The sequence below is a fragment of the Pseudomonas sp. m6p genome (assembly GCF_055760375.1).
In genome coordinates this window covers 1513351-1534943 of sequence record NZ_CM147084.1, presented here as the reverse complement: position 1 = coordinate 1534943, position 21593 = coordinate 1513351, and the positions used below count along the sequence as shown (strand labels likewise).

Sequence of the window (21593 nt, the reverse complement as noted above, 5' to 3'; positions counted from 1 at the left end):
TGCCCCATCACCGCTGGTCAGGCGCTCTAATGCCGCAGACCAATGCATTTCTGGATAAACTGGCCAGCAGTTCGTTGCGTTTGAACAAAAGCCTGCCAGTGCTCGGCGCGCTGGTGTTGTTTTTGCTCGGCGTCAGTTATCTGGGCGCGCAGCGCATGATTGAAGAACAGCGCGACACGCTGCAGTTTCACTTCGCCCGTTTGATGGAAAATATCCATGAGCAGGAAGCGTTCCTTCGCGATATCTCTCAGGCCAGTGCCAAGGGTCAATATTTTCCTTTGGTCGTGTTGCCCACTTATTCGCAAAAACCGCTGCCAGAAGAAGGCCCGAATGTCTATGAGGGGCGTGGCTTGCCGTTCTCACTGCCGTTCAGTGTAAAGATTGATCCGCAGAGAATCGCCGCCGACCAATACCCCAAGGTTTTCGCGCTGGGCAGTTATCTGGCCGCCTACTACAGCGCGTTCTGGGCGGCATCGCACTATCAATCGCCGCAAGTGATCCTGCTTAATGGCCCCGACAACTTCGACGTGGCCGTTCCCTCCGCCGGGCGCTTGCGCGGTGCCGGCCCGATACAAATCGGCGCGGTTGCCCAGATCATCAGCCAGATGAACCAGCACACACGCGAACAGGCTTCATCGACGGCCGATCATCAAGTGCATTGGGCACCCTACCCGCCCACTCAGGACAACGAAGCGACACCGACGCTGCTGGCCTACGTCAGGATCAATCTGCTGCAGCCCACACTGACCATTGAGGGCGCCGATTCCTGGGTGGTGCTCGGCACGTTGCTGAAACTGTCTCAGGTGAACAACATAGAGCGATTGATGGAGTGGTCGATTTACGATGACTTCACCTTGATCAGTCCCGCTGGCGAGGTTTTGACCGGCGCACAGCGATCTGCTCAGGCGCTGGATGAGGGCGTGAACTTCAATCGCGACGGTCTGGTGTTCAAACTTAGCAGTGCCGAAGATCAGCGCTGGACGGCGATCTACGTCATCAGCGTGCAGAGTTTTATGGATTACGCGCTGTGGCCACTGCTGGGCCTGTTCGCTCTGGTCCTGACCATGCTCGGATGTGGCCGCGCGTTCAATCGCTGGTACATGAACCGGGTCATCCTGCCGGCGCAGAGCGCTCACGCCAGCATCGCCGAAAGCGAGGCTTTCGGCCGCGCGATCATCGACACGGCTCCCACAGGCCTGTGCGTGATCCGCCGTAGCGATCACCGCGTACTGTTGCAAAACCAGCGTGCGCAGCAATGGCAGGACACCCGCGATCTGATGAGTCTGCTCCAGCAGTCGACCGGGCCTGGTCACGCGGAACTGGAGATTGACCGCCGCCACGTGCACGTCGATTTCGTGTCGACGCGTTACCAAGGCCAGGATGCCTGGCTGTGTGCACTGCATGACGTGACCCGGCATATCGAAGACGCAGCAGCGCTGGAAGAGGCCCGTCAGGCCGCCGACTCGGCCAACCAGGCCAAAAGCCGCTTCCTCGCCACCATGAGCCATGAGATTCGCACCCCGCTCTACGGTGTACTGGGCACCCTTGAATTGCTCGGACTGACACCACTCGCCCCGCGCCAGCAGGATTATCTGGACACCATCCAGCGCTCCTCCGCCAGCCTGTTCAAGCTGATCAGCGATGTGCTGGATGTGTCGAAGATCGAGGCCGGGCAAATGACTCTTGAGCTTCAGGACTTCTGCCCGCTGGAGCTGACTGAAGACGTCGTGCGTACTTACAGCGCATTTGCCCGCGCGAAAGGCCTGCAACTGTATGCCTGCATCGATTCGACCTTGCCGGATCGACTGCGCGGTGACCCGTTGCGCATCCGCCAGATCCTCAACAACCTGCTGAGCAACGCGATCAAGTTTACCGACAACGGCCGCGTGGCGCTGCGCCTACGCATGTTGCAAAACGCCGCTGGCAACACCGAGGTGCAGTGGCAGGTCAGTGATTCCGGCGTGGGGATTTCCCTGACACAACAGCAGCAGTTGTTCGACCCGTTCTATCAGGTCAACGACGCCGACAGTCAGGCCGGCGCGGGTCTGGGCCTGGCTATTTGCAAGTGGCTGTGCGAGTTGATGCAAGGGAAGTTGAACGTGGTCAGCGAACCGGGACTGGGCAGCAGTTTTACCCTGCAGCTCGCGCTGGAGACCGTGCCGGGGGCATTGGCTGACTGCCCTGCTTTCGCTGCCGGCAGTCCCACCGTTTATGTTCGTGCCCCCGTCAGCGAACTGGCGCAGCACCTTATTGCCTGGCTCAATCGTTTTGGTCTTGATTGCCGCTTGGTGGTGAGCGAGATGCCGCCGCCGTCGTCGCTGTTGGTGGACCTTGCGCCCATCGACAATGCCCCACTCCGGAACGGGCCACGGATCGTCGCCGTGCCGGGTGGCCCCAATCCGGCGCAGTCAAACGGCACCGACTGGGCGGTCGATGCCGATGATGTGCGCGCGATCGCATGGGCGATTCATCTGGCCCAACTCGGCGCCAATGCGCAGCGCCCAGCCTCGTTGCAGGCAAAGACCCGCCCGTTGAATCTGCAAGTGCTGGTGGCCGAAGACAACGTGATCAACGCGGCAATCATCAAGGAACAACTGGAAGCACTGGGCTGCACGGTGGTCGTCACCGCGAATGGCGAACAGGCCTTGGCGCAGTGGACACCCGGCCGCTTCGATCTGCTGCTGACCGACGTCAACATGCCAGTCATGAATGGCTACCGACTCGCCGAAGCGATACGCCAACAGGACACAACGCTACCGATCATCGGCGTCACCGCCAACGCTCTGCGCGAAGAAGGCGAGCGTTGCGCAGCCGTCGGAATGAACGCCTGGATGGTCAAGCCACTGAACCTTGCCACCCTGCGCGCGCAACTTGAACAACATTGCAAAATCGCTATGGCCCCCGTTATCGATGCCCCGCCGTCGCTATCTGCAAAAATGCGCGAGTTGTTTGTCACCACCCTGCGCCAGGATATTCAGACCACCCTGACGGCACTGGATGCGGCCGACGCCAATAACGTGGCGCAGCAACTGCACAGCATGGCGGGGGCGCTGGGAGCGGTGCAGGTCAACGTCTTGGCCAGCGCTTTTGTCGAGCTGGAATGTCGCTTGACCGGCATGGCCGTGACGCCCGCTCTGGCCGTGGCGGTGCGACAAAATCTGACGCGTCTGCAAGATCTGCTCGACTCCCTCGAATAACTTCACTCTGGATAAATCACTCATGGAAACCTTCAACGTTGTCATTGCCGATGATCATCCCATCGTGGTGCTGGGGGTGCGGGAACTGGTTGAGCGTGACCAACGCTTTCGCGTGGTGGGCGAAGCCGTTAGCTCCGATGAGCTGATCAAGCTGCTGGAGACCAAGCCTGTAGATCTGTTGATCACCGATTTCAACATGCCCGCCGATTCGCCTTACGGAGACGGTCTGAAACTGATGGAATACCTGACACGACACTTTCCCAAGCTCCGGGTATTGGTGCTGACCATGATTTCCAACCCCTTGATCCTGACGCGCCTGCGGGAGCTGGGCGTGCTGGCGGTCATTCAGAAAAACCAACTGCACGACGAAATCGAGACCGCCCTCAAAGCCATCGCCAAAGGCAGCCCGGTGCGCTGGCAAGCACCCGCGCCGACATCCGTAGTGAGCGACGGCGCCGCTCTGGATGAACGTTTTTCCCGGCTGTCGCCCAAGGAGCATGAAATTCTGCGTTTGTTCGTTCAGGGCCAAGGCGTCAACGACATTGCCCGTCACCTGAACAGAAGTGCAAAAACCATCAGTACACAAAAAATATCGGCAATGCGCAAACTTGAAGTCAGTAGCGACCAAGAGTTAATGGCCTATTGTATTGAGCGCAACTTGTTCAACTAATAAAGCAGCCACCTCTCTGATACTTTCGTACATCTAGGAATCGTCTGATGTTCCGTTAGTAAACCGCGCTTTATTGTGTTGCTTTAACCCCATCAATGGAAAAAGCAACATGAAAAAGTTGTCCCGAACGCTTCTCACCCTTTCGATCTTCGCTGCGGCCGGCAATGTCCTGGCAGCCGACCCGCCACTGACCCCGACCAAGGCCGGCACCGGCACGATCAACTTCACCGGCACCATCAACAACGATGCCTGCTCGGTTGCAGGCGCCGGCAAGAACAAAACCATTTCGGTCGACATGGGTGAAGTGTCGATCAAGGACATGGGCACCGCCACTGCGCCTAAAGGCAACGGCACCCTGAGCGTCGAGAACTTCGACATGAAGATCAACTGCAACGCCGGGACCAAGGTTGCGATGATCTTCGAGCCGACCAAGGGCGCAGGTTCGGGCATCGTTGCCGGAACCAAAGTGCTGAAGCTGATTGACGGTCTTGGTGCTGCGAAGAACATTGGTATCGCCTTGCTCGACTCCAACGGAGCGTTGATCGACCTGAGCTCGCCGTCAACTGCGAAGATCGAAAATACTCTGCAAGACAGCAACACCACGCTGAAATTCTCGGCCGCCTACGTCACCACTGGCGACGTGACAACCGCCGTTGCCGGTCGCGGTGACGCCACCCTGCCGTTCACGCTGCAATACGAATAACCCGCGCGAACACTCACGCCTGGTGCAGGGCCGGCCGGCCCTGCACCCTCAATCAACAGCGCGGTACCCCTTATGTTTTATCGTCATTCATTGTCCCTTTGCGCGGGCCTTTTGGGCCTGCTCGTGGCCAATCAGGCCATGGCCGGCATTTCCTTGAGCAGCACCCGTCTGGTCTTCGACGGCCAGCACAAGGAAGCCGGAATCACCGTGCGTAACAGTGGTGCTGATGTATTGATTCAATCATGGATCGACACCGACTCCAGTGAAACTGCCGCGGTACCGTTTGCCGTCACTCCGCCACTGGTACGCGTCAGTGGCGACGAACAGCAGATCCTGCGGGTGATCTACGAAGGCGCGGGCATGCCGACCGACCGCGAGTCGGTGGTCTGGCTCAACGTGCAGGAAATCCCCCAGAATGCGAAGACCCAGAACACCCTGCAACTCGCCGTGCGCCAGCGCATCAAGGTGTTCTTCCGCCCGCCGGGCCTGAAAAACAACGCCTATCTGGCACCGGGCGAATTGACCTGGCGCCTGGCCGAGCGCGCCGGCAAAAGCGTGCTGATGGTGAATAACCCCGGTCTTTATCACGTGTCCATCGCCGATATCACTCTGCAATCCGGCGCACTCAGTGAGCACCCGTTTGATTCGATGATGATCGCGCCCGGCGAACGCAAAGAGTTCGTGCTTAAACAACTTCACTCGACGAATGCGGCAAGTTTGTTGTTCAGCAGCATTAATGACTATGGCGCCCAAGATCGCTTCACCGCGCAACTTTCCAACAGCGTCGACACTCGCGCCAGTCCAAAGAAAGAAACGCCATAACTCGCGAATCGCACTGATCGCACACATTCACTGTATTTCTCTTCGCTCCGTTAGTTCGTATCGGAGGTGATATAGGGTTCCTGCATGTTTTTACTCAAGCGCGACGGATGGGCGCCATTTTCGGTTGCTCTGGTTATCAGTTGCACCTGCCTGGCCGATGACGAAGAACAATTCAATACATCGTTTCTGCAAGGCGCCCCCTCATCTGTCGACCTGCAATCACTGCTCGCCAGCAGTCGCGTGCTGCCCGGCATTTATCGGGTCGATCTTTACGGCAACGAAACGCTGGTCGGCCGGCGCGATATCGATTTCCGTCGCCATCCTGGTACGGGAAAGATCGAAGCCTGTCTGACCCTGGAGATGGTGCAGCAACTGGGGGTCGACATCGGCAAACTGCAGGCCGCCGGCAAACTGCTCGGCGATGACCCGAACGCCTGCGTCGATCTGCCCGCGTTGATCGATCACGCTACTGTCCGTTACGACGTGCCGCGTCTGCGGCTGATGGTCAGTGTCCCGCAAAGTGCCATGGAGCGTGGCCGACGGGGTTACGTCGACTCGGCGCTGTGGGACGAAGGCGTACCCGCCGCGTTCATCAATTATCAGTTGAGCAGCAGCCGCAACAGCACCCAAACCGAGAACACCCTGTCCAACAACCTCGGCTTGCGCAACGGGATCAACCTGGGTGGCTGGCGCCTGCGCAACGAATCGAACTTCAACAGCAGCACTGGCCGCCCCAGCACGTTCAAAAGCAACCGCAGTTACCTGCAACATGACGTGACCGCCGTGAAAGGCCAGTTCAGCGCCGGGGATATTTTCTCCGATGCCGACCTGTTCGACAGCGTGCGCTACCGCGGGCTGAAGCTGGCGTCCGACGACGGTATGCGTGCCGACAGCGAACGCGGTTATGCGCCGGTGATTCGCGGCATTGCGCAGTCCAGCGCGACCGTGGAAATTCGCCAGAACAACTACATCCTCTACACCGCCAACGTGCCGCCGGGGCCGTTCGAGATCAGCGATATCTACCCCAGCGGCTCCAACGGTGACCTGGAAGTGACAATCATCGAAGCCGATGGTCGGCGCCGAGTGACGGTGCAAGCGTTTTCCAGCTTGCCGATCATGGTTCGCCAGGGCCAGTTGAAGTACAGCGTCTCGGCCGGCCAGTACAACAGCAACAGCGAGGATCAGAAGACCCCGCAGTTTGTCAGCAGCACACTGGCGTATGGCATCAGCAGCAACTTGTCCGGGATCGTCGGGGTGCAGGCCACGGACAACTTCAAGGCATTGTCCGTCGGCGCTGGCCGCAATACCGCCATCGGTGCGATCTCACTGGACTTGACCCACTCCATGAGCAACACCTTCGGCGAAACGCTCACCGGCAACAGCTTGCGTGCCCTGTATGCGAAGACGTTCACTGGCACCGACACCAACTTCACTCTCGCCGCCTATCGCTACTCGACCGAGGGCTATCGCACCCTCACCGAGCACGTAGAGGAGTTGAGCCGCGATGGCCAGCCACGTACCGGCAACTCGAAAACCCGTACCGACCTGACCGTCAATCAGAGCCTGGGGCGCAACCAGGAATATGGCAGCGTCTACATCAACGCCAGCGACCAGCGTTACTGGGGACGCGGCGGTTCACAAAGCCTGTCGGCCGGTTACAGCAACTATTGGGGGGATGTGAGTTACAACCTCGGCGCGACGTATACCAAGGATGTCGGCAATTACGGGCCGGCGAACAACGACACACTGGTCAACCTGTCGGTGTCGTTCCCGCTGGGTTCCAAGCCCCGCGCTCCCCGGGCGTTTGTCTCGGCCAGCACGCAGAAATCCAGCGACACCACGCAAATGGGCATCAACGGCTATCTGTCGGAAGACAGCGACACCTATTACTCGGTACAAGCCGGCAACAGCAGCACCGCTGGCAGCTCCGGTTCGGTCAACCTCAGCACCCGCACCTCGGTGATGGATATCAGTGCCGGTTACAGTCAGGGCCGCGGTTACAACTCGCAGAACCTGAACCTGGCAGGTTCGATCGTCGGCCATGCCGGCGGGATCAACCTCGGACAAACCGTGGGCGAGACGTTCGCGCTGGCTCAGGTCGAAGGCGTGGAAGGAGTGAAAATCGGCAGTTTCACCGGGGCCAGCACCGGCAATAACGGCTTCGCCGTGGTGCCCAATGCGCAGCCCTATCGCGTGAACTGGATCAACCTCGACACCCGCGATCTGGGCGGCGATGTCGAGATCGACAATGCGACCCGACAAGTGGTGCCACGCCGTGGTGCCGTGGTGCTGGCGCGTTACACCAGCAAGACCGGACGCCGCGTGCAGTTCGCCTTATTCGATGCGCAGCACCAGCCGATCCCGTTTGGCGCCTCGCTGGAGGACAGCGCCGGCAAGCAACTGGCGATCTCCGACCCGGGCGGCAAGGCACTGGCGCTGGTGGAGGCCGACGCCGGCACCCTGATCATCAACTGGCAGAACCAGCGCTGCGAAGCGCCTTACGCGTTGCCGGAGCGCAACAAGGCGCTGAACTATGAGCGGGTGGCGCTGGTGTGCCACGCGACAGCCTCTGAGAAATCCGCAGATCTCCAGTGATCCACCGTCTGCGCCGACGACTGAGAAGACGCCATCGCTGGCAAGCCAGCTCCCACAGGGTCCTTGCCGGTCACAACATTCAGGTGCACCAGAGAGACTTGTGGGAGCTGGCTTGCCAGCGATGGAGGCGACTCGGTTTAAGGAGGAAGTGCGCTCTAGAAATCGCGCTTGTAGAAGATATCCAGCGAACTGGCGACACCGCTGGCCGCTTCGACATAGACCTTCTTGCTCAGCTTGTAACGCAGCGCAATGGTGTTGGCCGGTTCGAACACGCCAACGCCGTAACGCAAACTGAGTTTCTCGGAGATGTTGCCGCTGGCGACCACGCTGGTGGTGTTGCCGCTGCCCTGGGTATCGAGCTGGAAGTCCTGAATCCCCAGGTCCTTGGCCAGACTGCTGGTGACCCCGGAACTGCCCATCAAGCCCAGACCCAACGCCGCTTGCGCGAGCATGTTGTTGTCTTCGCCGTTGGTACTCAACGGCCGCCCGAGCACCAGATACGACAACGCCTGTTCCTGGCTCATCGCCGGTTCGGAGAAGATCTGCGTGGTCGGTTGCTCGGCACTGCCGCTCAGGCGAATACCGGCGATCACGTCGTCGGTCTGGCGAATCGCTTCGATGTCCAGATACGGCTGATCGATCGGGCCGGCGAACAGCAGCCGCGCACGGCGCACGTTCAGGCGCTGGCCGTAGGCGCGGTAACGGCCGTCGTTGAGCCACAGCTCGCCACGGGTGTCCATGTTGTCGCCGATGTGCACGTGACCTTGCAGGTTGGCGGTCAGGCCGAACCCGGCGAAGCTCAGTTTGTCTTCGCCGACCACCACGTCGATGTCCATCTTCATGGCCAGCGGTGGTTTGCCCTCTTCGGTCTGTGCCCCGACGATGATCGTGTCGTCGGACACCTTCACCGTTGACGGCGGCAGTTCACGCACGGTGATTTCGCCTCGCGGCACCTGAACCTTGCCGGCAATTTTCAGCTCATCGCCGGCCATGGAAATCTTCAGGTCCGGCGCCACTTCCAGCTTGGCGTACGGCTCGACGGTGACCGGCAATTGCGTGCCCTTGAGCGCCAGATCGACCACCAGCGCCTGGCCCCAGGCGACGTTACCGTTCAGGCTGCCCTGCCCGCTCTTGCCGCTTTTCCAGCCACCGTCGAGGCGCACCGATTCGCCGGCAATCACCGCGGTGAGTTGCAGATTCTGCAACTCCATCGGCAACTCGGCGCCAGATACTTCACCGTCACTGAGTTTGACGGTGCCGTTGACCAGCGGCGCCAGCAGCCCGCCGGAAATCGTGCCGCTGCCGTTCAGGCGCCCGGTGAGTTTCTCGACCATCGGTACAAACGGCCGCGCCACCGAAAGGTCCAGCCCGCTGAGACGGAAAGAGCCGCTCAACGGTTTGTTTTTCGGCAACGGATTGAGCTGCGCCTGCACCATCAACTCGCCGAGTTTGCCGCCGACGAAGTTGAGTTCGGTGTCCACGCGCTTGGGGGTGAGTTTGCTGGTGAGCTTCAGGGTCTGGTACGGGAAGTCCAGCCACTGATCCTTTTCTTTCATGCGCAAGGTGCCGCCGCTGGCGTCGATGCTGACCACGCCGTTCGGGCCGCTGGCTGGCAGGTCCAGTTGCAGATCGGCGTTGAGCTTGCCCTGCCAGGCAAAGTCTTTCGGCAACCATTGCGCGAGGCTTTCGATCGGGAACTGCTTGAGGTGGTAACGCAGTTTCGGCTCCGGCAGCAGGCGCTGATCTTCACCGCACAGACTGGCATTGCCGGACATCCAGCAATGCGCGCCGAAGTTGATCTTGCCGTCGGCGAGGCGTTCGAGTTTGGCCGGGCTCTGCAGTTTCCAGTCCTGGCCGCCGGCCTGAATATCGCCACTGGCCAAACGTCCGCGCCAGTTGCCCTGATCCAGATTGCCGTCCAGACCGAGGGCCAGTTTCAGCTTCGGCCCGAGCAGGTCGAGGTTGAGTTTCTGCTGCTTGATGTCGCCTTGGGCGCTGGCGGTCAACACACCGAGGTTGGTGTCACCGGCCTGAATGCCGCTGCCCTTGAGGTCGATCTTTGCCCGTTGCGCACTGTCGAGCGTGGCATCGAGATTGAGGCTTTGCAGACGATTGTCCTGAAACGCCAGTTGCGAACCTTGCAAACCGAGCTTGCCTTGCGGTGCCTTCAGCGTACCGGCGACATTGACCAGCCCCGTGACCTGCCCGCGCAACTGCGGCCAGAGCTGGGCCAGGCGCGTCAGCTTGATGTCGATCTGCCCGGTGAGTTTCTGTTGCAGGCTGCCCTTGCCGCTGATGCTGTTATTGCCGAGGCGGATTTGCAGGGCGTTGAGGTTCCACTGCTCGCCGGCGCCGTCCGCCTTGGCCTGGAGGACGGCCGGTTGCCCGCGCAGTTTGCCCTTGAGGTCGAGGTCGGCGGTGAGGCTCAGGCGTTCGTTCTTCATCTCGCCTTGGCTTTTCAGCGGCCCGGCCAGGGTGCCAGGCAGTTCCGCGACCCAGTACGCCGGGTTCAGCGCCGAGAGATCCAGCGCGGTGTCCCAGGCGATGCCATCGGCGAATTGCACGTTGACATGCCCTTCAGCCTTGCCCTGCCCGGCTTCCATCTTCAATTGCGGCAAGGCGATCTGTTTCAGGCTGCCGCTGAACGGACTGCTGAGGCTGAATGCGCCCGCCGGACCGTCCAGTGCGGCGGCGAAGTTACCGATGTATTGACCGTCGGTGTAGGAGACTTCGCCAGTGAAGGTGCGCAAGGCGACTTGTGGCTCGTCGATTTCGTTATAGAGCCGATGCCACGGAAAGTCCTGCCAGTTGATGTTGGCTTGCGCCGTGAGGCCTTTGCTCCAGTCAACACTGCCGGTGAGTTTGAGGCTTTGTTTGTCGTTAGCCGTCAGGTCGAGGCCGGCAATCTGCGCGCCACTGGCGTCGACTTTGCCTTTGAGCAGCAGCGCCACCGGCCCCTTGTCGGCGGGCAGCGTGGCGTTGCCATTGAGCTGGTAACCGTTTTTCAGATCACCTTCGCCGGTCAAGAGCAGTTGATTGAGTTGCAGGGTGTCCGGCAGATCGGCGCTGGGTTTGAACGACTCGGAGGTGATGCGCACCTTGGCCGGCAGGTTTTCCGCCAGCGGTTGCAGTTCGCCGCTCAACTGGCCGTCGAGGTAACCGTGGCTGTCGGCGTGCAGGTTGAGGGTTTTCAGCAGATCGCCGTCGACTTTCAACGCCAGCGTCCAGGGGCCAGTGCCAGGGGACGGCAGGCTCAGGTCACCGGCGATGTTCAGCGGCCAGTTGCCGGTCGGTTGCAGCAGGCCGGAGAGGTTCAGGCTGAGGTCGTCGCGCTGCAGTTTCACGCTGTCGATCTGCAGGCCCTGGGCGGTCCAGTGCGCCGCCAGTTGCAGGCCCTTGAGCTGCTCGCTGCCGTTGAACAGCAGGCTGCCGACTTGTACGTCACCGAGTTCGATGGCCACCGGCAGTTGCAGATCCGGCAGTTTGATCGGGCCGCTGTCGGTGGTTTCTTCACTCGGCGGGAATTGCAGAATCACCTGATCAGCCTTGAGCTGTTCGATGCACAGGGTCATGCGCGTCAGGCACAGCGGCGACCAGGCAAAAATCGCCTTGCTCAGCTCGACGCGACTGCTGTCCTGCTGCCACAGCAGATGATCGGCGCTCCATTGGCCACCGAGACGCCCCTGGAAATTCTCCACGCTCAAACCCGGCACCAGGCTCAGCGCCCAACGGCTGCCGGCCTGCGTCCCGAGTACGGCTGCGATGCTCAATACAACCAACAGCACCAGCGTCAACAACGCCAGTGCCGCTATTTTCAAACCACGCTTCACAGCTCAGGCCCCATGGAAAAGTGCAGCCGGATGCCGCCGTCGTCGTCCAGCGCGTGAGCCAGGTCGAGGCGGATCGGCCCCACCGGCGAGACCCAGCGCACACCGATACCGACCCCGGTCTTGAGGTTCGGCAGTTCGAGTTTGTTGAAGGAGTTGCCCTGGTCGACGAAGGTCGCGACCCGCCACTTCTCGGCAATCGAATACTGGTACTCGACGCTGCCGGCGACCATGTAGCGTCCGCCAATACGGTCGCCCTTGGCGTTTTCCGGGGACAGGCTTTGGTAGTCGTATCCGCGCACGCTCTGATCGCCACCGGCGAAGAAACGCAGCGACGGCGGTACCGAGTTGTAACCGTTGGTGGCGCTGCCACCGACCTGCACCCGGCCGAGGAAGCGGTGGTTGTCGAACACTGTGGTCAGGCCTTTGATCAACGCCGTGCCATAAAGCAGGTTGTTGTCGGAGCCGAGGCCTTCCTTCGCCACTTTGCTTTCAAAGGTCAGGCGATAGCCGTTGTGCGGGTCGATGCGGTTGTCACTTTTGAGGTACGAATAGCTGATGCCAGGCATCAACAAGGTGCTGAGGCCGGAGTCGTCGCCGAGCTGATATTCCTCGCGCTGCCATTTCAGCGAGATCACCCGCTGCCAGCCGCTGGGCAACTTGCTGTGCCATTCCGGGCCGAAGGTCAGCAGCTTGCTCAGGGTGTCGGAGCCGTCGATGTCTTCGTATTGATAACCACCGGCCCAGCGCAATTTATCGGTCAACGGCGGGTCGAGCGGGATGTCGTAGAACAGCCCGACGTTTTGCCGTGGCGCCGACAGTTCGGCCTCCCAACCGTAGCTGTCGCCCTGCGGGTTGACCCAGTGGCGCGTCCAGTTGGCCTTGATCCGAGGGCCGACGTCGGTGGAATAACCGAGGCCCAGGCCCATGGTGCGCGGCTTGCGTGTGTCGAGTTTGACGTCGACCGGGATCACGTTGTTTTTCGCCGCCGTCGGTGCGGCATCGACGCGCACGCCTTCGAAATAGCCGCTCGATTGCAGGTCGCGGTTGAGTTCGGCGATCAGCTCGGAGTCATACGGGTCGCCGGCCTTGAACGGCACCATGCGCTGCAGCAGGTCTTCGTCGAACGGCGTGTCGCCCTCGAAACTGACGCTGCCCAGCGCATAACGCGGGCCGCTGTCGTAGATCAATTCAACGTCGGCCACCCCGGCACGCGGGTCGACCAGGAGTTTCTGGCTGGTGAAATGGCCGCTGAAGAAACCGAAGCGCGAGGCCTGGTTCTGAATCAGGCGTTTGGCGTCTTCATAACGCCCATGGTTGAGCACGGCGCCGGACTTGAGCGTGTCACTGCTCGGCACACGAAAGGATTTGAGGGAGGCCGCGGGCCCGTCGACGCGGATAGTCACGTTGCGCAGACGAATCGGCTCGCCGGGATCGATGTTCAGCACCAGGCGCGGTTTTTCACCGCCCTTCACGTCACTGTCGATCTGCGGCTGGTAATAACCCAAGGCCTGCGCGGCTTTGCGCGCCTGCTCCTCGGCCCCGCGACTGAAGCGCAGCAAGGCTTGTTCGTCACGATCGCCGAGGCTGCCGATATAGCCTTCTATATTGGCCTTGAGTTCGTCGTTGGACGGTTTGATCCGCACGTCCAATTCACTTTGCGCCAGCGCCGCGCAGCTGGTTAACAGCAGGAGCACGCCACTGGTAAATCTTCCTGGAAACTTCATAGGCGCGGATGCTATCACGGGCTTGGGAGCGTGATAGAACAGGAAATTTCCGAAGAAGTTCGATTGCTATGCTGTTGCAGTTTGTAACACCTGCGGATTGGCGTGGAAAAACACGTGTTCACGCACCGGGCCCACGGCCACTTCGCCAATCTCTTCGTAGCCCTGGCGTTTATAGAATTCCAGGTAACGCGGGTTGCCGGTGTCGAGTACGACGCCTTGCGAGGTTTCGTCCACCGCACACCAGTTGTGCACCGCCGTCAGCAACTGCTCACCGAAATGTTTACCTTGAAACTGCGGGTGGATTCCCAGCAGCGGCAACATGTGCACCGAGTCGCTGGGCACGCACGCCGCCACCGCATCGTGATAGGCCAGATAACGCCGGGTGCACCGGAAACCGGTGCTGAGCACCATGCGCAGGCGCCACGCCCAGCTCTCGGTGATCCCCAGACGCCGTTGCGGCGGTGCGATCAGGGCAATCCCGATCAGGCGGTCGTTGACCAGCAGACCGATGGCCGGCAGGTCCTGCAGGAAATGCTGCTTGACCAGCTCACGCACCGTGGCCCGTACGCGCTGCTCGTAGCCCGGCCGCTCGGCCTCGAACAAGTAACCGAAGGTCGGCTCGTGGCGGTACGCCTGATACAGCAACGATCGGGCTTCGCGCGAGTAACCGCGGTCGAGCATGTGGATGTCGGCGATGGCAGTCTGGGTTTCAGGCATGACGGTGATTCTCCCCCGGGGCGCAGCGCAAATGACTGCGCTCTTGATGGTACGAACCTGTTGCAGGTGGCGCAGTTCCCCACAGGTATAGACCAACTCCGGATCTTCATCGACCGGGCGGGCCTCATCGCTGGCAAGCCAGCTCCCACAGTGCCTGCGTCGCACACAAAATATGTGAACACCATTGAACCTGTGGGAGCTGGCTTGCCAGCGATGGGGCCCCTACAGACAGCACACATCTGACAGAACACAGGGAATCTGCTTACCCCACACTGGCCCCCATCCCACATGTCAGCTAGCATCGCCCTTTTGCCAGGACTGCCGACCATGAAGATCGTTTCCTTCAACATCAACGGACTGCGCGCCCGTCCGCATCAGCTGGCAGCGCTGATCGAAAAGCATCAGCCGGACGTGATCGGCCTGCAGGAAACCAAGGTCCACGACGACCAATTCCCGTTGGAAGAAGTGCGTGCGCTGGGTTATCACGTTTATTTCCACGGTCAGAAAGGCCATTACGGCGTTGCCCTGCTTTCGCGCAGTGAGCCGATCGCGATTCACAAAGGCTTCGCCAGCGATGAAGAAGACGCCCAGCGGCGCTTCATCTGGGGCACCTTCGCCGACGCCAATGGCGTGCCGGTGACCATCATGAACGGCTACTTCCCGCAGGGCGAAAGCCGCGACCATCCAACCAAGTTCCCGGCCAAGCAGCGCTTCTACAGCGACCTGCAAACCCTGCTGGAAAGCCAGTTCCACAACGAACAGCCGCTGGTGGTGATGGGCGATGTGAACATTTCCCCGGAGGACTGCGACATCGGCATCGGCCCGGACAACATGAAGCGCTGGCTGAAAACCGGCAAATGCAGCTTCCTGCCGGAAGAGCGCGAGTGGATGGCCCGCCTGAAAAACTGGGGCCTGACCGACAGCTATCGGCACCTGAACCCGGACGTGACCGACATGTTCAGCTGGTTCGACTATCGCAGCCGTGGTTTTGAAGACGAACCGAAGCGCGGGCTGCGCATCGACGTGATCCTCGCCTCCCATGGCTTGCTGCCACGGGTCAAGGATGCGGGCGTGGACTATGAACTGCGCGGCATGGAAAAACCGTCGGATCATGCGCCGATCTGGCTTGAGTTGAGCTGATATACCTCTAAATCAAAAGATCGCAGCCTGCGGCAGCTCCTACAGGGAACGCATTCCAAATGCAGGAGCAGCCGCAGGCTGCGATCTTTTGATCTGTCATGTTTTGGTCATGCACCTGACTTAATCTCCCCGGCAATCCCCTTGGCCTGATTCGGTGCCGGCATGACCCTGCGTGTTCTGTTCGCTTTTCTGTCGAGTGCATGGCTGACGGTCAGTGCCGCCACCCTGCCCGTCCCCGAAAACGGCCCGGCATTGCGCATTCAGGGTTCCAACACCATCGGCGCCGATCTCGGCCCGGCGCTGGTCGAAGGTTTTCTGCAAGAGCAGGGTCTGCTGAAGATTCACCGCGAAAACCCCGACAACGCCAACGAACAACACATCGTGGCTCAGACTGCGCAAGGCCAACGGGTGGTGATTGAAGTCGCCGCCCATGGTTCCAGCACCGGGTTCACCGCACTGAAAACCGCCAGCGCCGACCTCGCCGCCTCCTCACGCCCAATCAAGGACAGCGAACTGCTCAACCTGGAAGCGCTCGGCGACCTGAAAAGCGCTGAGGCCGAGCAAGTGATCGCCATCGACGGCTTGGCGATCATCCTTCATCCCGGCAACCCCCTGCAGCAACTGGACACCGAGCAACTGGCGCGGATCTTCAGCGGTGAGGTGAAAACCTGGGAAGATGTCGGCGGGCACGGCGGATCGATTCATTTATATGCGCGGGATGATCAGTCCGGTACCTACGACACGTTCAAGGAACTGGTGCTGGGTCGCCGTGGAAAACACCTGAGTTCCAGTGCGAAACGCTTCGAATCCAGCGAGCAATTGTCCGATGCGGTGAGCAACGATCCGCAGGGTATCGGTTTCATCGGCCTGCCGTATGTGCGCCAGGCCAAAGCCGTGGCCATCGCTGACGGCGCATCGCAGTCGATGTTGCCGCTCAACAGCCTGATTGCCACCGAGGACTATCCGCTGTCGCGGCGCCTGTTCTTTTATTTGCCGCCCAGCAACCAGAATCCGTGGGCATCGGCGCTGGTGGCGTTTGCGCAAAGCCCACAGGGCCAGAAGATTGTCGCGGCCACCGGTTTCATCAGCCAGACCGTGCACGCGATGACCGTCACCCCGAATGCGCTGATGCCCGAGGGTTATCAATCCCTCAGCCGCCACGCCCAGCGTCTGACGGTGAATTTCCGTTTCGAGGAAGGCAGCGCCAGCCTCGACAACAAGGCGCGGCAGGATCTGGCGCGGGTGCTCGACTATATAAAGCGCCACGCCAAGACCGAGCGCGCGGTGACGCTGGTGGGGTTTGGCGACGAGAAAGACGACCCGGCACGGGCCGACCTGCTGTCGAAACTGCGGGCGATGGCGGTGCGTCGCGAACTGGTGAGAAACGGCGTGGTGATGCGCGAGGTGCGCGGGTTTGGCGCGCTGATGCCGGTGGCGGCGAACAGTGCGGATGAAGGCAGGATCAAGAATCGGCGGGTTGAGGTTTGGGTGTACTGAATCTGATGTTGATGTGTTGAACCTGCTTACGTCATCGCTGGCAAACCAGCTCCCACAGAGATTTCCAGTGAACACAAAGTTTGTGAACACCAAACAAACCTGTGGGAGCTGGCTTGCCAGCGATGAACGATGACGCGGTACTGGATCAGCGCTCGCTACGCAACATTTCCTTCGGCACGTACTTGCCGATCTCGAACTTGCCAATCGCCGCGCGGTGCACTTCGTCCGGGCCGTCGGCCAGGCGCAGGGTGCGTTGCATGGCATACATGTAGGCCAGCGGGAAATCGTTCGACACCCCGGCCCCGCCATGGATCTGGATCGCCCGGTCGATCACCCGCAGCGCGACGTTCGGCGCGACAACCTTGATCTGTGCGATCTCGCTCTTCGCCACTTTGTTGCCCACGGTGTCCATCATGTACGCCGCTTTCAGGGTCAGCAGGCGCGCCATGTCGATTTCCATCCGCGAGTCGGCGATCTTGTCGACGTTGCCGCCCAGACGCGCCAATGGTTTGCCGAACGCGGTGCGGCTCACCGAACGTTTGCACATCAATTCCAGTGCGCGCTCGGCCATGCCGATCGAACGCATGCAGTGGTGAATGCGGCCCGGGCCAAGGCGACCCTGAGCGATTTCGAAGCCTCTTCCCTCACCGAGCAGCACGTTTTCGTACGGCACGCGCACGTTGTCGAACAGCACTTCGGCGTGGCCGTGCGGTGCATCGTCGTAACCGAACACCGGCAGCGGACGGACGATTTTTACCCCGGGGGTGTCGACCGGTACGAGGATCATCGAGTGCTGGGCATGGCGCGGTGCGTCGGGGTTGCTCAGGCCCATGAAGATCAGGATCTTGCAACGCGGATCGCAAGCGCCGGAGGTCCACCACTTCTTGCCGTTGATCACCCACTCGTCGCCATCACGCACGGCACGGGCGGCCATGTTGGTCGCGTCAGACGAGGCCACGTCCGGTTCGGTCATGGCGAACGCCGAGCGGATCTCGCCGCGCAGCAGCGGTTCGAGCCAGCGCTGTTTCTGTTCTTCGTTGGCGTAGCGCACCAGCACTTCCATGTTGCCGGTGTCCGGCGCCGAGCAGTTGAACGGCTCTGGCCCGAGCAGCGAACGGCCCATGATCTCAGCCAGCGGTGCATATTCCAGGTTGGTCAGCCCGGCGCCGAGTTCCGACTCCGGCAGGAACAGATTCCACAGACCTTCAGCCTTGGCCTTGGCTTTGAGTTCTTCCATGATCGCGGTCGGCTGCCAGCGATCGCCCTCGGCAACCTGGCGTTCGAACACGGCTTCGGCCGGGTAAACGTAAGTGTCCATGAACGCGGTCACGCGCTCACGCAGTTCTTGCACCTTGGGCGAATAAGCGAAATCCATGAGCAATTACCTTCTATGGGCAGAGGTTGTTCAGATCATGCAATCGATGCTAGAACAGCGCTGATAATTTACCTAGCCTATTCTCGGCATGTATAAACATTCATCACCGATATATGATCCGCTGATCGTCAGCCCCTAGAACAAGAGAAGCCGCGTAATGAATCTGAGTAAGGTCGACCTCAACCTTTTCATCGTCTTCGACGCGATCTACACCGAAGCCAACCTGACCCGCGCCGGGCAGATTGTCGGGATTACCCAGCCGGCGGTGTCCAACGCGCTGGCGCGGTTGCGCGAAACCTTCAATGACCCGCTGTTCGTGCGCACCGCTCAGGGCATGGTGCCGACGCCGATGGCGCAGAACATCATCGGCCCGGTGCGCAACGCGCTGTCGCTACTGCGGGTGTCGGTCCAAGAGAGCCGGATTTTCAACCCGGCGCAGGCGGTGAAGACTTACCGCATCAGCATGACCGACCTGACGGAGGCGGTGATTCTGCCGCCGCTGTTCCAGCGTTTGCGGCGTCTGGCGCCGACGGTGATCATCGAGAGTTTCCTGTCCAAACGCCGTGAAACCACCAAGGAACTGGCGGCCGGGCGTCTGGATTTCGCCGTGGATGCGCCGCTCAACACCGATCCGCAAGTGCGTCACGTCAAGCTGATGGAAGACCGTTACGTCTGTGCAATGCGCAAGGGTCATCCGCTGGCGGGCAAGGAAAAACTCAGCCTCGACGATTACCTGTCGCTGACACATATCCACATCTCCAGCCGCCGCAGCGGTCTGGGCTATGTCGATCTGTCCCTGGGGAAAATGGGCATTCAGCGCAAGATCGCCCTGCGCTCGCAGCATTACTTGATGGCGTCGCAGGTCATGCAGCAGACCGATATGGTCATGACCGTGCCCGAGCGTTTTGCCCGGCGCAACGACTTGCATGCGTTCAACCTTCCAGTCAACGACGTGCCGCCGGTGGAGACTCACCTTTACTGGCATGAGAGCACCGACCAGGACCCAGCCAACCGTTGGATGCGTGAGCAGATCATCGAGTTGTGCCAGCAAGTGGCGGCGCAGGAGAAGAAGCTCGATAAGGTGTAAGGCTGGCTACCGCGTTTTCGTTCTTCGCGAGCAGGCTCGCTTCCACAGTTGATCGCGTTCCATCTGAAGAAACACGACCGAATGTGGGAGCGAGCCTGCTCGCGAAGAGGCCAGCACTGGCGCCACACATTTTGAACCTTGACGTAAACGTCAACTCGCCATTAGCTTAGCGCCAAGACCTTCTTTCGAGCGCTTTCATGAGTAGCCAGACCTACAGCATTTCCGACCTCGCCCGCGAGCTGGACATCACCACCCGGGCGATCCGCTTTTATGAAGAGCAAGGCCTGCTCAGCCCTGAGCGCCGTGGCCAGGAACGCATCTATTCACCGCGCGACAAGGTCAGTCTGAAGCTGATCCTGCGCGGCAAGCGCATTGGTTTCTCGCTCGCCGAATGCCGCGAATTGATCGAGCTCTACGACCCGTCCAGCGGTAACACCAAACAGCTCAACAGCATGCTGGCGAAAATCAGCGAGCGCCGGGCACAGCTCGAGCAGCAGCTGCTCGACATCGAACAGATGAAGCTGGAACTCGACACCGCGGAAGAACGCTGCGTGCAGGCGTTGGAGCAGACGCTCAAGGGCCAGCAATCAGTTCAGTGGTCCAAATAAATCCCTTGTGGGAGCGAGCCTGCTCGCGAATGCACCAGGTCAATCACCAAAGATGTTGAATGACAGATCGCTCGCGAGCAGGCTCGCTCCCACAGGGGCATCTTCGAAGACTTCAGACAATTACAACAGGTCAATCCCATGTCCCTCCCCTCCCAAGTACGCCTGATCGAAGTCGGCCCGCGCGATGGTCTGCAGAACGAAGCCCAACCGATCAGCGTGGCTGACAAGGTACAACTGGTCGACGCCCTGAGCGCCGCCGGCCTCGGCTATATAGAAGTCGGCAGTTTTGTCTCGCCGAAATGGGTGCCGCAAATGGCCGGTTCGGCCGAGGTGTTCGCGCAGATCCAGCGCAAGCCCGGCGTCATCTACGGTGCACTGGCGCCCAATCTGCGCGGTTTTGAAGATGCGCTGGCGGCGGGTGTGAAAGAGGTTGCGGTATTCGCCGCCGCATCCGAGGCGTTCTCGCAGCGCAACATCAATTGCTCGATCAGCGAAAGCCTGGCGCGCTTTGCACCGATCATGGAAGCCGCGAAACAGCATGGCGTTACCGTGCGCGGTTACGTGTCCTGCGTGCTGGGTTGCCCTTATGAAGGCGAGGTCGCGCCGGAACAAGTGGCGATGGTTGCGCGTGAACTGTACGCGATGGGCTGCTACGAAGTGTCCCTCGGCGACACCATTGGCACCGGCACCGCAGGCGCGACCCGTCGGTTGTTCGAAGTGGTGTCGGCGCAAGTGCCACGGGAAAAGCTTGCGGGGCACTTCCACGACACCTACGGCCAGGCCATGGCCAACATCTATGCCAGTCTGCTGGAAGGCATTGCGGTGTTCGACAGCTCTATTGCCGGCCTGGGCGGCTGCCCGTACGCCAAAGGCGCGAGCGGTAACGTCGCTACCGAAGACGTGGTGTACCTGCTCAACGGTCTGGGCATCGAGACCGGTATCGACCTGGACGCCCTGATTGCGGCGGGTCAGCAGATCAGCGCGGTGCTCGGTCGCCCGAGCGGTTCGCGTGTGGCCAAGGCCCGTAACGCCCAGTGAGGGCGAAGGTGTTACCGCGGTGTCTGAAACGTGGGCATAGTCGAGTAACACGGAAACAAATTGTCTGGTTTTGCCTGAAGGAAAAATCCTTCAAAAATCTCAAGCCATTGATTTAAAAGAGTTTTAAAAAGTTGGCACGGCTTCTGCTATCTCTATGGCATAACAAGAATAAAAAGCAGCAAACCAATAAAAATAAGACGTACCGACTCTGACATAACAAAAACAACACGGCAGAGACGCAGCTAACAGATTTTTTTGGAGAAGGTGTGCTTTTCAGGGTGTTCCTCGGAATGACCCGCAACCGGGCAGAGAACAATAAAACTACCTTCAGGTAGCGCCCGAATCGGTTGGATCGTTTAACGAGAAAGCAGATCAGCGCTCAAAAAAATACGTTTGCTCTTGACCCCGGATGGGGGTCGCCAAAAACAGCGGTAAAGGGCCACGGTTGCCAAAAACAACAACAGACCGCCCCTCAATAATAAAAAAGAGCACGCGACGACAAAATTAAAGGGGAGCTTCGGCTCCCCTTTGTGCTTTCTGCAATTCCCGAATTCCCGAACATCCCTGTGGGAGCTGGCTTGCCAGCTCCC

The 21593-nt window shown here is 60.2% G+C and carries 14 protein-coding genes; 10 read left to right on the top strand and 4 right to left on the bottom strand.

From position 1 onward, the window contains the following. Positions 1-29 precede the first annotated feature (29 nt). The 5 genes from ACYZUM_RS06915 to ACYZUM_RS06895 all read left to right on the top strand — a co-directional run bounded on the left by ACYZUM_RS06915 (position 30) and on the right by ACYZUM_RS06895 (position 7987). Positions 30-3197, top strand: a complete 3168-nt coding sequence (locus ACYZUM_RS06915; protein WP_142579973.1) for a hybrid sensor histidine kinase/response regulator — start codon at positions 30-32, stop codon at positions 3195-3197. Positions 3198-3219: 22 nt separating this feature from the next. Continuing rightward, positions 3220-3867, top strand: a complete 648-nt coding sequence (locus ACYZUM_RS06910; protein ID WP_108182311.1) for a response regulator — start codon at positions 3220-3222, stop codon at positions 3865-3867. A 109-nt stretch (positions 3868-3976) separates the two neighbouring features. Next, entirely contained in the window at positions 3977-4570 is a 594-nt protein-coding gene (locus tag ACYZUM_RS06905; protein WP_108182310.1) for a fimbrial protein, read from the top strand. A gap of 72 nt (positions 4571-4642) precedes the next feature. After that, a complete protein-coding gene (locus tag ACYZUM_RS06900) occupies positions 4643-5392 on the top strand; it encodes a fimbrial biogenesis chaperone (protein ID WP_108182309.1) in 750 nt (249 codons plus the stop codon). Positions 5393-5476: 84 nt separating this feature from the next. Beyond that, entirely contained in the window at positions 5477-7987 is a 2511-nt protein-coding gene (locus ACYZUM_RS06895; protein WP_108182308.1) for a fimbria/pilus outer membrane usher protein, read from the top strand. Between the two features lie 155 nt (positions 7988-8142). Here ACYZUM_RS06895 and ACYZUM_RS06890 read toward each other — a convergent pair whose 3' ends face one another. The 3 genes from ACYZUM_RS06890 to ACYZUM_RS06880 form a co-directional block, all read right to left on the bottom strand. After that, positions 8143-11817 (bottom strand): translocation/assembly module TamB domain-containing protein, encoded by a 3675-nt coding sequence (locus tag ACYZUM_RS06890; RefSeq protein ID WP_108182307.1) that lies wholly within the window; start codon positions 11815-11817, stop codon positions 8143-8145. Further along, a complete protein-coding gene (locus tag ACYZUM_RS06885; protein ID WP_108182306.1) occupies positions 11814-13541 on the bottom strand; it encodes an autotransporter assembly complex protein TamA in 1728 nt (575 codons plus the stop codon). The genes ACYZUM_RS06890 and ACYZUM_RS06885 overlap by 4 nt, the downstream gene beginning before the upstream one ends. A gap of 66 nt (positions 13542-13607) precedes the next feature. Further along, entirely contained in the window at positions 13608-14258 is a 651-nt protein-coding gene (locus tag ACYZUM_RS06880; protein WP_086794616.1) for a GNAT family N-acetyltransferase, read from the bottom strand. Between the two features lie 327 nt (positions 14259-14585). On the opposite strand from ACYZUM_RS06880, the gene xthA reads away from it, so the two are divergent. Next, on the top strand, positions 14586-15398 hold the full coding sequence (gene xthA / locus ACYZUM_RS06875) for an exodeoxyribonuclease III (RefSeq protein ID WP_108182305.1): 813 nt from the start codon (positions 14586-14588) through the stop codon (positions 15396-15398). A 162-nt stretch (positions 15399-15560) separates the two neighbouring features. Next, positions 15561-16895, top strand: coding sequence for a substrate-binding domain-containing protein (locus ACYZUM_RS06870; protein ID WP_108182304.1), 1335 nt, complete (start codon positions 15561-15563; stop codon positions 16893-16895). Between the two features lie 145 nt (positions 16896-17040). Here the strand turns inward: ACYZUM_RS06870 and ACYZUM_RS06865 are convergent, their stop codons facing one another. After that, a complete protein-coding gene (locus ACYZUM_RS06865; protein WP_041075051.1) occupies positions 17041-18270 on the bottom strand; it encodes an acyl-CoA dehydrogenase in 1230 nt (409 codons plus the stop codon). Between the two features lie 157 nt (positions 18271-18427). On the opposite strand from ACYZUM_RS06865, the gene ACYZUM_RS06860 reads away from it, so the two are divergent. From ACYZUM_RS06860 to ACYZUM_RS06850, 3 genes are all read left to right on the top strand, one after another. Continuing rightward, complete coding sequence (locus ACYZUM_RS06860; RefSeq protein ID WP_041075049.1) at positions 18428-19357, top strand: LysR family transcriptional regulator; 930 nt, start codon at positions 18428-18430, stop codon at positions 19355-19357. Positions 19358-19554: 197 nt separating this feature from the next. Next, positions 19555-19965 carry a MerR family transcriptional regulator gene (locus ACYZUM_RS06855; protein ID WP_108182303.1) on the top strand — a complete coding sequence of 137 codons (411 nt, stop codon included), beginning with the start codon at positions 19555-19557 and terminating at the stop codon, positions 19963-19965. A gap of 138 nt (positions 19966-20103) precedes the next feature. After that, positions 20104-21003, top strand: a complete 900-nt coding sequence (locus tag ACYZUM_RS06850; RefSeq protein ID WP_108182302.1) for a hydroxymethylglutaryl-CoA lyase — start codon at positions 20104-20106, stop codon at positions 21001-21003. The last annotated feature ends 590 nt before the right edge of the window (positions 21004-21593 follow it).

Coding starts and splice junctions, on each gene's coding strand:
- ACYZUM_RS06850 (WP_108182302.1), top strand. CDS start 20,104: ATGTCCCTCCCCTCCCAAGTACGCCTGATCGAAGTCGGCCCGCGCGAT.
- ACYZUM_RS06905 (WP_108182310.1), top strand. CDS start 3,977: ATGAAAAAGTTGTCCCGAACGCTTCTCACCCTTTCGATCTTCGCTGCG.
- ACYZUM_RS06870 (WP_108182304.1), top strand. CDS start 15,561: ATGACCCTGCGTGTTCTGTTCGCTTTTCTGTCGAGTGCATGGCTGACG.
- ACYZUM_RS06895 (WP_108182308.1), top strand. CDS start 5,477: ATGTTTTTACTCAAGCGCGACGGATGGGCGCCATTTTCGGTTGCTCTG.
- ACYZUM_RS06900 (WP_108182309.1), top strand. CDS start 4,643: ATGTTTTATCGTCATTCATTGTCCCTTTGCGCGGGCCTTTTGGGCCTG.
- xthA (WP_108182305.1), top strand. CDS start 14,586: ATGAAGATCGTTTCCTTCAACATCAACGGACTGCGCGCCCGTCCGCAT.
- ACYZUM_RS06865 (WP_041075051.1), bottom strand. CDS start 18,270: ATGGATTTCGCTTATTCGCCCAAGGTGCAAGAACTGCGTGAGCGCGTG.
- ACYZUM_RS06910 (WP_108182311.1), top strand. CDS start 3,220: ATGGAAACCTTCAACGTTGTCATTGCCGATGATCATCCCATCGTGGTG.
- ACYZUM_RS06915 (WP_142579973.1), top strand. CDS start 30: ATGCCGCAGACCAATGCATTTCTGGATAAACTGGCCAGCAGTTCGTTG.
- ACYZUM_RS06885 (WP_108182306.1), bottom strand. CDS start 13,541: ATGAAGTTTCCAGGAAGATTTACCAGTGGCGTGCTCCTGCTGTTAACC.
- ACYZUM_RS06855 (WP_108182303.1), top strand. CDS start 19,555: ATGAGTAGCCAGACCTACAGCATTTCCGACCTCGCCCGCGAGCTGGAC.
- ACYZUM_RS06860 (WP_041075049.1), top strand. CDS start 18,428: ATGAATCTGAGTAAGGTCGACCTCAACCTTTTCATCGTCTTCGACGCG.
- ACYZUM_RS06880 (WP_086794616.1), bottom strand. CDS start 14,258: ATGCCTGAAACCCAGACTGCCATCGCCGACATCCACATGCTCGACCGC.